This window comes from Methyloversatilis sp., assembly GCF_051861465.1.
Classification (GTDB): Bacteria; Pseudomonadota; Gammaproteobacteria; order Burkholderiales; family Rhodocyclaceae; genus Methyloversatilis.
The window spans coordinates 66,629-80,434 of record NZ_JBHYCQ010000003.1; the positions used below are offsets into that span (position 1 = coordinate 66,629).

A 13,806-nucleotide genomic window follows, 5' to 3' on the forward strand; every position below is an offset into this window, starting at 1 on the left:
TTGCAGTCGCGGCGCCTTCGACGCCGGAACAGGGGGCCGTCGGTTCAGGTCTTGGCGGTCTTGCCACTTTCTATCATGCGGGTGATCTGCCACTGCTGGGCGATCGACAGCACGTTGTTCACCACCCAGTACAGCACCAGGCCGGACGGGAAGAACAGGAACATGCCGGTGAACACGATCGGCAGGAACAGCATCACCTTGGCCTGGATCGGGTCCGGCGGCGTCGGGTTCAGTTTGGTCTGCACGAACATCGTGATACCCATGATGATGGGCAGAACGAAGTAGGGATCCTTGATCGACAGGTCGGTAATCCAGCCGATCCACGGCGCGTTGCGCATTTCGACGCTACCCAGCAGCACCCAGTACAGCGCGATGAACACCGGGATCTGCACGACGATGGGCAGACACCCGCCGAGCGGATTGATCTTTTCCGTCTTGTACAGCTCCATCATTTCCTGCTGCATGCGCATGCGGTCGCCGCCATGGCGTTCCTTGATCTGCTGCATGCGCGGCGTGACCAGACGCAGCTTGGCCATCGAGCGGTAACTTGCAGCCGACAGCGGGAAGAAGATGGCCTTGATCAGTACGGTGAGCAGGATGATGGCCCAGCCCCAGTTGCCGACCATGTCATGCAGCTTCTCCAGCACCCAGTGCATCGGCGACGCGATGATGGTCAGGAAGCCGTAATCGACCACCAGATCGAGGCCTGGTGCGAGCGAGACCAGATCCTCCTGGATCTGCGGGCCGGCATAGAGCGGGACCTCGATCGACGAAGTGGCACCCGGTGCTGCCGCAGCAAGCGGCACGACGACGCCCGCGGTGTACAAGTCATTGCCGACCTTGCGCGCGAAGAACTCGCGATCGGCGCCCTTCGGCGGCACGAAGGCACTGACGAAATAGTGCTGCACCAGCGCCACCCAGCCATCCGGCGCCTTGCTGACGAACTTGGCCGAATTGTCGGCGATGTCCGAAAAGTCGATCTTCTGGTACTTGCCCTGATCGGTATAGAAGGCCGGACCGGTAAAGGTGCTCAGCATTGCGTTGCCGCCCGCGGTCGGCTTGCCGTCGCGCAGCAGCTGGAAGTAAGCATGCGCGCTGACCGGTGCCTGCGAGGCATTCGCTACTTCATAGCGGGTGCCGATCTGATAACTGCCGCGGGTAAACGTCAGTACCTTGGTCACGGTGACGCCTTCGCCACCGGGTGCCGTCATGCGCAGTTCGACCTTGTCCTGGCCATCGGCCAGCGCCAGTTCACCTTCCGGCAACTGGAAAACGGTTTTGTGGGTCGGCAGCCCTTCACCGATCAGGCCGCTCTGCGCGTGATAGAGGTGGGCACCTCCGTTGTCGAGCAGCACGAAGTTGCCGGTCGCCTCGGGGCCTGCCTTGTGCAGCAGCAGCTCGAGCCGGATGATCGAACCGCCCTCAGCCGACACATCGGCAATGAACAGATCGGTCACCACCCGGGTCGCGGTCTTCTGCGCCACCACCGGTACGGCCGGCACATCGGCTGCACCGGCCGGCGTGCTCACGGTCGGCACCGGTGCCTGGGCACCGGGAGACTGCGCCACGGCATCGGCAGCGGGTGCCACGGCGACAGGAGGGAGCGACTGGCGCTGCCAGCCGTCCCACAGCATGAACAGCGAAAACAGGAAAACGATCAACAGGGCGGAGCGTTGGGTATCCATCTGGGGAATCGTCTAAAAATGCGTCGTTGAGTGGAAAGCGATCGTGGATGCGGCGCGGGAGGTTCGGTGCTCACGGCACCGGATCATGTCCCCCGGGATTCCACGGATGGCAGCGCGCAATGCGCCTGAGCGACAGCCAGCCGCCACGCAGGCTGCCATGGCGGCGGATCGCTTCGGTGGCGTATTCGGAACAGCTGGGCAGAAAACGGCAATTCGCGCCCAGCATGGGGCTGATGGCGTAGCGATACACGGCAAGTACGGACAGCAGAAGACTTTTCAACTGGCTGGCTCCGAAACAGGCGGCTTCCCGCTGGACGGCCCGGCATCGGGCGCTACGGCCGGCGGGCGCATCCGGCCAAAAAGCTGATCAAGTTCCGCCCGCAGCGCCTTGCGGTCCAGACCTTCGGGCCGCGAATTCAGGCGCAGCACCATGTCGAGCGGCCGCAATCCCGAGCGCGCGTGGCGGAACGCTTCCCGCGCCAGCCGCTTGACCAGATTGCGGTCATGCGCGCGCTTCAGGTGTCGCTTCGCAACCACGACACCCAGCCGTGCTCCAGTCTCGGCATCCGGGCCGGACGATTTGACCGGACCGTGATGGATCACGAAATGACGACTGCGCTGCGTGCGCCGTAAAGCAAAAACGGATGAAAACTCATCCGTTTTTCTGAGCCGGAAGACCGGGCGGAAACTGTACGTTCCTCGCGCTGGCGTTTCCGATGAATCGGCCGTGCCTGCTTCGCTCACTGTACGCTCAACCTCCGGCTTGCTGCCTGATGGCAGACGACCGGACGATCACGGACATGGCGGCACAGGCGGCGGCTGGAAAGGTCTGCCTGCTTTAGACCGCGAGCCGGACGCGGCCCTTGGCGCGACGTGCGCGGATCACGGCGCGACCTCCGCGGGTGCGCATGCGTTCGAGGAAACCGTGGGTGCGGGCACGGCGGACAGATGACGGCTGGTAAGTGCGTTTCATGGCCTGCTCACTATGTATACGGAAAAGCCCGCGATTACATCGCAACATCAGCGCCTTGTCAATCGCCCCGCAGCGGCGCGGGTTTGGCCGGTGTGGATAAGCAGGGCCGAAAGCGCTAGAATCCGTCACTCAAAACAGCTGGCAAAAGCGGACCCGGGCCACCGGTCACCGCAGTGCCCGGAACACCGCAAAGAGACGATCCTTCATCACGGATCGACTGTTCCGGGTCAGGTCACAAGGCTGTGCCATACCCCCTAGAAATCGACCCGGCGACCTCGCAGACCATGATGCAACAGTTTTGGGCAGTCTGCCTCAGCCGCTTCGAGCAGGAACTTCCCGCGCAACAATTTCACACCTGGATCAATGGCTTGCGCATCGATCCGTGCGCCGATGCCGAAACCGAATCACTGGCGCTGGTCGCCCCAAACCGTTTCGTTCTGCAATGGGTGCGCGAGCGCTATGTGTCGCGCATCGAAGCGCTCGGTCTCGAGTATTTTTCGCAACCGGTATCGGTGCGCCTGAGTCTGCCCCAGGCAGGCAGCCAGGCGAATGACGCCGCCGACGCGCCCATACTGGTGCCGTCGTCGTCGTCAGACGCGCCGCGCGTGCGCCAGACGCATCTGCGTGCCGACGGCGAAGAAACCACCCGCGTCACGCCGCCGGCCATCATCAAGTCGAATGGCGACGCACAGTCCGACCGCAACGAACGCAACCGTGGCCGGCCCGACGAACGCGACCGCTCGCGCCTGAACCCGGGTTTCACCTTCGACAATCTGGTCACCGGCCGTGCCAACGAACTGGCGCGCGCAGCCGCCATACAGGTCGCGCAGAACCCGGGCATGTCCTACAACCCCATCTTCATCTACGGGGGTGTGGGGCTGGGCAAGACGCACATGGTGCATGCGCTGGGCAACGAGGTGATGCGGCACAACCCGGACGCGGTCATCCGCTACGTGCACGCCGACGACTACTACGCCGACGTGGTGCGCGCCTACCAGCAGAAGAGCTTCGACGCCTTCAAGCGCTACTACCGGTCGCTCGACGTGCTGCTGATCGACGACATCCAGTTCTTCAACAACAAGACGCGCACGCAGGAAGAGTTTTTCTACGCGTTCAACGCGCTGACCGACGGCAAGAAGCAGATCGTCATCACCTGTGACACCTACCCGAAGAACATCCAGGGCGTCGAAGAACGCCTGACGACGCGCTTCGGCTGGGGACTCACGGTTCAGATCGAGCCGCCCGAACTCGAAATGCGGGTCGCCATCCTGAAGAAGAAGGCCGAAATGGAGCGGGTGAAGGTGGGTGACGACGTCGCCTTCCTGGTCGCCAAGAACATCCGCAGCAATGTGCGCGAACTCGAAGGTGCGCTGAAGAAGATCATCGCCTTCGCCCACTTCCACACCGTGCCGATCACGCTCGAAGTGGCGCGCGAGGCGCTGAAGGACCTGCTGGGCGCACACAACCGGCAGATCACGCTTGAGTTCATCCAGAAGACCGTCGCCGACTATTTCAAGATCAAGGTGTCGGAGATGTATTCGAAGAAGCGCACGCGTGCCATCGCGCGACCGCGTCAGGTCGCCATGTGGCTGGCCAAGGAACTGACACCGGAGAGCTATCCGGCGATCGGCGAAGCGTTCGGCGGGCGCGACCACACGACCGTGCTGCATGCCTGCCGCACCATCGCCGACCTGAGGCTGAAGGACGAAGTGCTCAATCATGACCTGCACGTGCTCGTGCAGACCTTGCGCAAATAGCCGGAAAACACCGCAGGAAGGGTGTGGATGAAGCGGTATCGAAGCTGTACGGATAAACAGGTGTGATTCCCTGTATGGCCGCTGTGGATAAGCGGGGTCTTTTCAGCGGGTCACACTTTCATCCACATTTGTTCAAGCGCAGAAATGGCAGTTGTACAGACAACGATACATACTGCAAGCAACTGAAAATAATAAGAATTAAGGTGTTCTCCACAGAAAATGGTCGACGTTAACGGTTTACAGAGGTTTATAAAATGCTCTTAATGAAGATAGAACGCGAACAGCTGCTGCGTCCGCTGCAGTCGGTCAGCGGCATCGTCGAGAAGCGCCACACCCTGCCGATCCTGTCCAACGTCCTGATCGAAACCGAGGGCGATGCGCTCACGCTGCTGGCCACCGACATCGAAATCCAGATCCGTACCCGGTCCACCGGCAACATCAGCGCCGCCCAGCCGGCCGCGCTGACGGTCGCCGCCCGCAAGCTGCAGGACATCCTGCGTGCCCTGCCGGAAGGGCAGGAGGTGAGCCTCGACGCCGACGACCGCAAGCTCACGGTGCGCTGCGGCAAGAGCCGCTTCACGCTGCAGACGCTGCCGGCGCAGGACTATCCGCGCATGCAGGTCGCCGAGGGTGAAACCGTCAAGCTCAGCCTGACCCAGCGCAAGCTCAAGCGGCTGCTGTCGCTGGTGCAGTACTCGATGGCCCAGCAGGACATCCGCTACTACCTCAACGGCCTGCTGTTGGCGGTCGGCAGCGAGGAACTGCGGCTGGTCGCGACCGACGGCCACCGTCTGGCCTACGTGTCCGAAGCGCTGCCCGGCGTGACCGACAAGCTCGACGTGATCCTGCCGCGCAAGACCGTGCTCGAACTGTCGCGCCAGCTGGCCGACACCGACGACCCGGTCGACATCGAACTGGGCGGCAACCAGGCGCGCCTGCGCTTCGGCTCGGTCGAGCTCATTTCGAAGCTGATCGACGGCAAGTTTCCCGACTACGAACGCGTGATTCCGAAGGACCACCCGAAGGAAATCATGCTGCAGCGCGCGTCCTTCCTGCCGGCACTGCAGCGTGCCGCCATCCTGACCAACGAAAAGTTCAAGGGTGTGCGCGTCGTGCTGTCGTCCGGTCTGCTCAAGCTCATTTCGAGCAATGCCGAGCAGGAAGAGGCGCAGGAAGAGCTGGAGGTCGATTACACCGGCGACGCCCTCGACATCGGATTCAACGTGAGCTACCTGCTCGACGTGCTCGGCAACGTGGCCGGCGACACCCTGAGCCTGCGCCTGAATGACGGCAACAGCAGCGCGCTGATCACGCTGCCCGGCACCGACGGCTTCAAGTACGTCGTGATGCCGATGCGCGTGTAAGCCGCGCCGCCTGTACCACCGCCCGGCCTTCGCGCCGGGCTTCGTGTTTTTTGATGGACCCCGCGCACCTCGTGCGCAGCACCGGAATACGCCATGTCTGACGAGCTCACACCGAACGCCCCCGAAACGCCGATGGTCCCCGGTGCGCCCAACGCCGACGCTTACGGCGAAGGCAGCATCCAGATCCTCGAGGGGCTGGAAGCCGTGCGCAAGCGCCCCGGCATGTACATCGGCGACACGTCCGACGGCACCGGTCTGCACCACCTGGTGTTCGAGGTGGTCGACAACTCGATCGACGAGGCGCTGGCCGGCCACTGCGACGACATCGTGATCACCATCCACACCGACAGCTCGATCTCGGTCACCGACAACGGCCGCGGCATTCCGACCGGCATCAAGTTCGACGACAAGCACGAACCGAAGCGCTCGGCGGCCGAAATCGCGCTGACCGAACTGCACGCTGGCGGCAAGTTCAACCAGAACTCGTACAAGGTTTCAGGCGGACTGCACGGCGTGGGCGTGAGCTGCGTGAACGCCCTGTCGAAGTGGCTGCGCCTGACGGTGCGCCGCGACGGCAAGAAGCACTTCATGGAATTCGAGCGCGGTGTGCCGGTCGAGCGCCGGCTCGAAATTCAGAACGGCGTCGAGGTATCGCCGCTGAAGGTGCTCGGCACGACCGAAAAGCGCGGCACAGAAGTGCACTTCCTGGCCGACGAAACCATCTTCGACAACATCGAATTCCACTACGACATCCTGGCCAAGCGGCTGCGCGAACTGTCTTTCCTGAACAACGGCGTCAAGATCAAACTGATCGACCAGCGCAACAACAAGGAAGAGGATTTCGCCTTCCTCGGCGGCGCACGCGGTTTCGTCGAATACATCAACCGCAACAAGACGGCGCTGCACCCGAATGTGTTCTGCAGCGCCGGCGCGTCGATGCAGGGCAATGTGCAGATCGACGTCGAAGTCGCGATGCAGTGGAACGACAGCTACGCCGAACAGGTGCTGTGCTTCACCAACAACATTCCGCAGACCGACGGCGGCACCCACCTGACCGGGCTGCGCGCGGCGATGACCCGCATCATCAACAAGTACATCGAAGAACACGAAATCGCCAAGAAGGCCAAGGTCGAAATCACCGGCGACGACATGCGCGAAGGCCTGGCCTGCGTGCTGTCGGTGAAGATGCCCGACCCGAAGTTCGCATCGCAGACCAAGATGAAGCTGGTGTCATCCGAAGCGCGGCCGGCAGTCGAGGAAGTGGTGGCGCAGAAGCTCACCGACTTCCTGCAGGAACGCCCGAACGACGCCAAGACCATCTGCGGCAAGATCGTCGAAGCCGCCCGTGCGCGCGACGCCGCCCGCAAGGCACGCGACATGACGCGTCGCAAGGGCATACTCGATTCCTTCGGCCTGTCCGGCAAGCTGGCCGACTGCCAGGAGAAGGACCCGGCCAACGCCGAGCTCTACCTGGTCGAGGGCGACTCCGCCGGCGGCTCCGCCAAGCAGGGCCGCGACCGGAAGTTCCAGGCCATCCTGCCGCTGAAGGGCAAGATCCTGAACGTCGAAAAGGCGCGCTTCGACAAGCTCATTTCCAGCCAGGAAATCGTCACCCTGATCCAGACCCTGGGCACCGGAATCGGCAAGGACGAATACAAGCCGGAAAAGCTGCGCTACCACCGCATCATCATCATGACCGACGCCGACGTCGACGGCGCCCACATCCGCACCCTGCTGCTCACCTTCTTCTACCGCCAGATGCCCGAGCTGGTCGAAGGCGGCCACATCTACATCGCGCAGCCGCCGCTGTACAAGATCAAGCACGGCCGCACCGAGTTGTACGTGAAGGACGACCACGAACTGAACCAGTACCTGCTCAAGCTGGCGTTCGACGAATCCAGCCTGGTGCCGCGCGAGGGCGCCGAGCCGTTGTCCGGCAGCGCCTTCGAAGAAATGGCGCGCGAATACCTGCTGGCCGAAGCCATCGTCGAACGTCTGGCCGAGTACGCCGACGGCGAACTGCTGCGCACGCTGCTCGAACACAACATCTCGCTCAGCCTGGACGACGAAGCCGCCGCCCGCGACAGCGCCGCCCGGCTCGCGGCCAAGCTCCCGCCGAATGTCACGCTGCTGGCCGAATACAACGACAAGACCGAAGCCTGGCAGCTGCGCATCGAGCGCATGCACCACGGCAACCGCAAGGTCGGCCGCGTCGACAGCGAATTCCTGCTGTCAGGCGACTACCAGCGCATCCGCCACGCCGCCGAACTGATCGCCGGCCTGGTCGGCCCCGGCGCCATCGTCAAGCGCGGCGACAAGCAGCAGGAAGTCGCCAGCTTCACCGAAGCCACGCGCTGGCTGCTGAACGAAGTCGAACGCAACCTCGGCAAGCAGCGCTACAAGGGCCTGGGCGAAATGAACCCGGAACAGCTGTGGGAAACCACGATGGACCCGACCGTGCGCCGCCTGCTGAAGGTGCAGATCGACGACGCCATCGCCGCCGACGAAATCTTCACCACGCTGATGGGCGACAACGTTGAGCCGCGTCGGGCGTTTATCGAGAACAATGCGCTGAATGCGCGGAATATTGATGTGTGATCGTGTCGGATGACAGAATGAAAACGAAGGTGAAAACTTCCTCAGGAAAGTGAAAAGCTGCTGACGAAGACATTGAGAAGAAACGTGCCGACGCCCAGCCTTGCTGGGCGTTTTTCATATCTGCCATGAACTTGCCAATCAGTTGAATGCTGCGGTTACAGTCGGCTCAAACAGTACAAATGCACGGAGAATTCCCCATGGCATCAGAAAAATCATCGTCCGCAAACAAAGAAGAACCCTTGGAGCGGCAACTGTGGAAAGCCGCTGACAAGCTGCGCAAGAACATCGATGCAGCCGAGTACAAGCATGTGGTGCTGGGGCTGATTTTCCTGAAATACATCTCGGATTCATTCGAGGAAGTGTTCGCCAAACTCAATGCGGGCGAAGGTGAATATGCCGGCGCTGACCCCGAAGACAAAGATGAGTACGCGGCCGAGAGGGCGTTCTTTGTGCCGCAGGAAGCCCGCTGGCCTTACCTGCTGGCCAAGGCCACGCAGCCCGATATCGGCAGTCACATCGATGACGCGATGGACGCCATTGAAAAGGAGAACCCTTCGCTCAAGGGTGTGCTGCCCAAGGTGTTTGCGCGCCAAAGCCTGGACCCGATCAGCCTGGGTGGCCTGATCAAATTGGTGGGCGACATCGCCCTCGGGGATGCCAAGGCCCGCAGTGCCGATGTGCTGGGCCACGTGTTCGAGTATTTCTTGGGCGAATTTGCGCTGGCCGAAGGCAAACAGGGCGGCCAGTTCTACACGCCACGCTCCATTGTCGAATTGCTGGTGGCCATGCTGGAACCCTACAAGGGCCGGGTGTTCGACCCTTGCTGCGGCTCGGGCGGCATGTTCGTGCAGTCAGAGAAATTCGTGGCCGAGCACCAAGGCCGCGTCGACGACATCTCCATCTACGGCCAGGAAAGCAACCAGACCACTTGGCGCCTGGCGCAGATGAACCTGGCCATCCGTGGGATCAACTCAGCTCAGGTGAAATGGAACAACGAGGGTTCGTTTCTCAACGACGCCCACAAAGATCTGAAGGCCGACTTCATCATCGCCAACCCGCCCTTCAATGTGAGCGACTGGAGCGGCGAATTACTGCGCGGCGATGGCCGCTGGAAGTTTGGTGTGCCCCCGGCGGGCAATGCCAACTTCGCCTGGCTTCAGCATTTCATCCACCATCTGGCCCCCAATGGCCGGGCTGGCGTGGTGCTGGCCAAAGGCGCGCTGACCAGCAAGAGCAGCGGCGAAGGCGAGATTCGCAAAGCCTTGGTGGCTGATGGCAATTTGATCGACTGCATCGTCAACCTACCTGCCAAGCTATTCTTGAACACGCAGATTCCAGCGGGCCTGTGGTTCATGAACCGCATACGCAACAACGGCCACCCGCGCAAGGGCGAGATTCTGTTCATAGATGCTCGCAACATGGGGCATCTGATCAACCGGCGCACGCGCGAACTCAGCCCGCAGGATATCGAAGACATCGCGAAGATTTACCACGCGTGGCGCACCGGTGAGGGCGACTACGAGGACAAGAAGGGGTTTTGCGCGAGCGTGCCTTTGGCGCGCGTGGCGGAGCTGGATTACGTGCTGACGCCGGGCCGTTATGTTGGCTTGCGTGATGAAGAGGACGACTTCGACTTCGCTGAGCGCTTTACAGCGCTCAAAACGGAGTTTGAAGAACAGTTGCTGGAAGAAGCGCAACTCAATATTGCCATTGCAGATAACCTCGCAAAGGTGCTGCAGTGAAAGATCTCCTAACTGAGCCTGCATCGCGAACTTGGGATGAGGCCGAGTTCGGAGCACTGCCGTCTACCTGGAACGTTCAAACCGTTGGGGAATTGGTCGAAGGAGGGGTGATTGCGAAGCCCCTAGACGGCAATCACGGGGGAATTCATCCCAAGGGAGATGATTTTGTTGCGAATGGCATCCCGTTTGTCATGGCTACCGACATCAGCAATGGGAAGATTGATCTAGTCAATTGCAAGTTCATTTCGAAGGTGCAAGCTGATAGTTTGAGTAAAGGATTTTCAGTTTCCGGCGATGTTTTATTGACGCACAAAGCAACTCTCGGCAGGGTGGCGATCGTCGGGTCACTAGAGACCCCGTACATCATGCTCACACCCCAGGTCACTTATTACCGAGTGGTCAATCCGCAAAAGTTAAGCAATCGGTATCTACGGTATTTTTTCGAATCGCCAATCTTTCAGGACGTCCTTCGGAATCATGGTGATAGTGGATCGACACGCGCCTATGTCGGCATTACGGCACAGCGCGAGTTACCGGTCGTGCTGCCGGGATGCGTCAACGAGCAGAACGCCATTGCTGACGTGTTGGAAAGTCTTGACGACAAAATTGACCTGCTACATCGTCAGAACCAGACGCTTGAATCCATGGCTGAGACACTGTTCCGGCAGTGGTTTGTGGAGCAGGCGGAGGAGGACTGGACTGAATTCTCTGTCGATCAATTTGTAGATCATTTGAGGACTCCGATCAATCCGGCGAGTGAACCAGAGGCGTTTTATTCGCACTACAGCCTTCCTGCATTCGACAAGGGGAAGCGACCAGCGCGTGAGATTGGTAGCCTAATTCTCAGCAATAAGTTCAAGGTTGAATCATGGGTTGTGCTCATTTCCAAGCTAAACCCGCGAGTGCCACGCATATGGCCTGTTGCGGAGATTGGGCCGGGCGACAAAGCCGTTTGTTCGACAGAGTTTCAAGTGCTGAGGCCGAGATCAAGGGATCTTTTCAGCTATCTCTACTGTTTGCTCAATTCACGTGACGCCAGGGATGCCCTCACCATGGCGGCATCAGGGACGAGCGGCAGCCACCAGCGAGTACGTCCAGAAGACATCCTCAACATCAAGACATCTTTGCCGTCGATTGGATTGGCGGAAGAGTTTTCAAAGTTGGTGGCCCCCCTGCTCAATAAGCAGTTTGCGAACATCGACCAAGTGCACGCGCTGGAAAAGCTGCGCGACACCCTGTTGCCCAAGCTGATGAGCGGTGAAGTGCGGGTGGTCTGCTGATGCAAAAGATCCGCGACACCTTGGTGCAGTACAGCCGCTGGGACACGCTGGGCGATTATGTGGACCGGATGGAGGCGCATCTCGAAGCCGACTTCAGCACTGCCCTGGAAAACGCCAAGGCGCTGCTGGAAAGCATTGGCAAAGAGATTTGCAGTGCCAAGGCGGTGGCGCTGGAGCCCAGCAGCCCGATACAAGGCGTGCTAAAAAAGGCATTTGCGGCCCTGGGCTACCCCGGAGACGACATGGTGCGGCAGGTATCCACCGCACTGGCTACTATCGGCCAGAACGTGGGCGAGCTGCGCAACCAGATCAGCCCTACCTCACACGGGAAACCGCTTGATGAATTGCGGGACCGTAACAACAAAGTTGATCTGCTGACCCGCGAGTTCCTGATCGACAGCACCCTGGTGGTGGCGGTGTTCCTGATTCGTGCGTTTGAAGAGCGCCAAGCGGTGGCGATGCCGTTGCCGGCAACCCAGCCGCTAGTCGACGATGGGCCAAGCTACGACGACAACGAAGACTTCAACAACTTCTGGGACGAGTCCTTTGGTGAGTTTGGGATGGGCGACTACAACTTCACCGCTAGCGAAGTTCTGTTCGCACTGGATTCGCAGGCCTATGCGGTGGAGTGCAAAGCCTTCAAGGAGTTGGGAGACGAGTCTGCCGGAGAAGCCATGGGAGACACCGCATGAGCCTGGACATCAATGCCAAGCTGAGCAGCCTATTGGCGCTGACTGCCGAGAACGAGGTGGTCGAGTTCAAAGAGGCCAAGAACAGCTACGACTTCACCAAGCTGGGCAAGTACTTCTCGGCGCTGTGTAATGAAGCGAACTTGAAGGGCGTGTCTGCAGCCTGGCTGGTGTTGGGTGTGAACGACCGGCGGCAGGTAGTGGGCTCGAACTTTCGGCTTGCACGCAAGGACTTGGACCACCTGAAGGGCGAGATCGCCAACAAGACGACGAACCACATCACCTTCGTCGAGATCCATGAAGTGGTGAGGCCCGAGGGCCGCGTCGTGATGCTGGAAATCCCCGCCGCGCCTCGAGGTCTGCCGGTGGCTTTCGAGGGGCACTATCACGGGCGCGATGGGGAAGAGCTGGGCCCGCTGAATCTGGAAGAGATCGAGCGCATCCGTGCCCAATCCACCGTGGATGACTGGAGTGCCGTCGTCGTGCCAGAGGCCAGCCTAGCTGATCTGGACGAAGAAGCTTTGGCCGTGGCCCGCCGCAACTACAGAGCCAAGTTCCCCGACAAGGCCGCAGAGGTCGATGGGTGGGACGACCAGACCTTCTTGAACAAGGCCAAGCTGACGATCAAGGGCAAGCAGACGCGAGCTTCATTGCTGCTGCTGGGCCGTGAAGAGGCTGAACATTTCTTGCTGCCCGCCGAGGCCAAGATCCGCTGGCTGCTCAAGGACCATGCGGGCAATGACCGGGACTACGCCTTGTTCGGCATGCCGATGTTGCTGGCGGTGGACAAGGTCTACGCCAAGATCCGCAATCTCAAATACCGGTACATCCGTGAAGGTACGCTGTTTCCGGAAGAGATCGACCAGTACGAGCCCTATGCGATTCGCGAGGCGCTGAACAACTGCATCGCACACCAGGACTACACGCTGGCCAGCCGCATCAATGTGGTGGAGCGTGAAGAGAGCCTGAGTTTCACCAACAAGGGAAGCTTTGTGCCGGGCGACGTTCAGCGCGTGGTGATGGAAGACGCGCCCGAGGAGTATTACCGCAACCGCTTCCTGGCCACGGCCATGTTCAACCTGAAGATGGTCGACACGGCCGGCGGTGGCATTCGCAAGCTGTTTATGTTTCAGCGGCAGCGATTTTTTCCGATGCCGGATTACGACTTGTCGGGCAACCGCGTGCAGCTTACGCTGACCGGCAAGGTGCTGGACATAGACTACGCCCGCATATTGGCCCGCGATGGCGGCTTGGCCTTGCCGGACATCATGGCGTTGGACAAGGTGCAGAAACGTCAAGCCTTGACTGCTGACGAAGAGCGTCGGTTGAAGAGTGGTGGCCTGATCGAGGGACGCAAGCCCAATTACTTCATTGCCAAGTCGCTGGCGCAGCAGACAGGCCAGAAGGCCAGCTACAGCAAGAACCTGGCTTTCGACAAGCAGTACTACCTCGACCTGATCTGCAAGGCTGTGAAAGAGCATGGCTCACTGGCGCGCAAGGACATCGATGAACTGCTCTGGAACAAGCTGCCGGAGTGGATGGATGAGAAGCAGCGCAAGATCAAGGTGGGGAACCTGATCGCGGAGTTGAGAAGAAAGCAACGCATCGTCAACCAGGGCAGCGACACCCGCCCGTCTTGGGCTCTCGTTCGCCACGACATTCGATGAGAGCGAATGAGAGCACGATGAGAGACGCCTCTCACCAGTCCAATAAAAATC

11 protein-coding genes are annotated in these 13,806 nt (G+C 60.5%); 7 read left to right on the forward strand and 4 right to left on the reverse strand.

Going from position 1 to position 13,806, the window contains the following annotated elements; translation table 11 throughout:
- Positions 1-44: 44 nt before the first annotated feature.
- The 4 genes from yidC to rpmH all read right to left on the reverse strand — a co-directional run bounded on the left by yidC (position 45) and on the right by rpmH (position 2,658).
- Positions 45-1,685, reverse strand: a complete 1,641-nt coding sequence (gene yidC, locus ACTIFF_RS04970; RefSeq protein WP_439535837.1) for a membrane protein insertase YidC — start codon at positions 1,683-1,685, stop codon at positions 45-47.
- A 70-nt stretch (positions 1,686-1,755) separates the two neighbouring features.
- On the reverse strand, positions 1,756-1,965 hold the full coding sequence (yidD, locus tag ACTIFF_RS04975) for a membrane protein insertion efficiency factor YidD (protein WP_069038899.1): 210 nt from the start codon (positions 1,963-1,965) through the stop codon (positions 1,756-1,758).
- Positions 1,962-2,429 carry a ribonuclease P protein component gene (gene rnpA, locus ACTIFF_RS04980; protein ID WP_439535838.1) on the reverse strand — a complete coding sequence of 156 codons (468 nt, stop codon included), beginning with the start codon at positions 2,427-2,429 and terminating at the stop codon, positions 1,962-1,964. The genes yidD and rnpA overlap by 4 nt, the downstream gene beginning before the upstream one ends.
- 94 nt (positions 2,430-2,523) lie before the next feature.
- Positions 2,524-2,658: a 50S ribosomal protein L34 gene (rpmH, locus tag ACTIFF_RS04985; RefSeq protein WP_083223994.1), complete on the reverse strand. Its 135-nt coding sequence runs from the start codon at positions 2,656-2,658 to the stop codon at positions 2,524-2,526.
- 287 nt (positions 2,659-2,945) lie between these two features.
- Between rpmH and dnaA the strand changes: the two genes are divergently transcribed.
- The 7 genes from dnaA (at position 2,946) to ACTIFF_RS05020 (ending at position 13,755) form a co-directional block, all read left to right on the forward strand.
- Positions 2,946-4,415: a chromosomal replication initiator protein DnaA gene (dnaA, locus tag ACTIFF_RS04990; RefSeq protein ID WP_439535839.1), complete on the forward strand. Its 1,470-nt coding sequence runs from the start codon at positions 2,946-2,948 to the stop codon at positions 4,413-4,415.
- Between the two features lie 263 nt (positions 4,416-4,678).
- Positions 4,679-5,779, forward strand: coding sequence for a DNA polymerase III subunit beta (gene dnaN / locus ACTIFF_RS04995; RefSeq protein WP_257097263.1), 1,101 nt, complete (start codon positions 4,679-4,681; stop codon positions 5,777-5,779).
- A gap of 93 nt (positions 5,780-5,872) precedes the next feature.
- Entirely contained in the window at positions 5,873-8,377 is a 2,505-nt protein-coding gene (gene gyrB, locus ACTIFF_RS05000; RefSeq protein ID WP_439535840.1) for a DNA topoisomerase (ATP-hydrolyzing) subunit B, read from the forward strand.
- Between the two features lie 197 nt (positions 8,378-8,574).
- Entirely contained in the window at positions 8,575-10,119 is a 1,545-nt protein-coding gene (locus ACTIFF_RS05005) for an N-6 DNA methylase (protein ID WP_439535841.1), read from the forward strand.
- Complete coding sequence (locus tag ACTIFF_RS05010) at positions 10,116-11,399, forward strand: restriction endonuclease subunit S (RefSeq protein ID WP_439535842.1); 1,284 nt, start codon at positions 10,116-10,118, stop codon at positions 11,397-11,399. Before ACTIFF_RS05005 ends, ACTIFF_RS05010 begins: the two co-directional genes overlap by 4 nt.
- Positions 11,399-12,091, forward strand: a complete 693-nt coding sequence (locus ACTIFF_RS05015; RefSeq protein ID WP_439535843.1) for an abortive infection family protein — start codon at positions 11,399-11,401, stop codon at positions 12,089-12,091. Before ACTIFF_RS05010 ends, ACTIFF_RS05015 begins: the two co-directional genes overlap by 1 nt.
- Positions 12,088-13,755 (forward strand): RNA-binding domain-containing protein, encoded by a 1,668-nt coding sequence (locus ACTIFF_RS05020; protein ID WP_439535844.1) that lies wholly within the window; start codon positions 12,088-12,090, stop codon positions 13,753-13,755. The genes ACTIFF_RS05015 and ACTIFF_RS05020 overlap by 4 nt, the downstream gene beginning before the upstream one ends.
- Positions 13,756-13,806 lie beyond the last annotated feature (51 nt).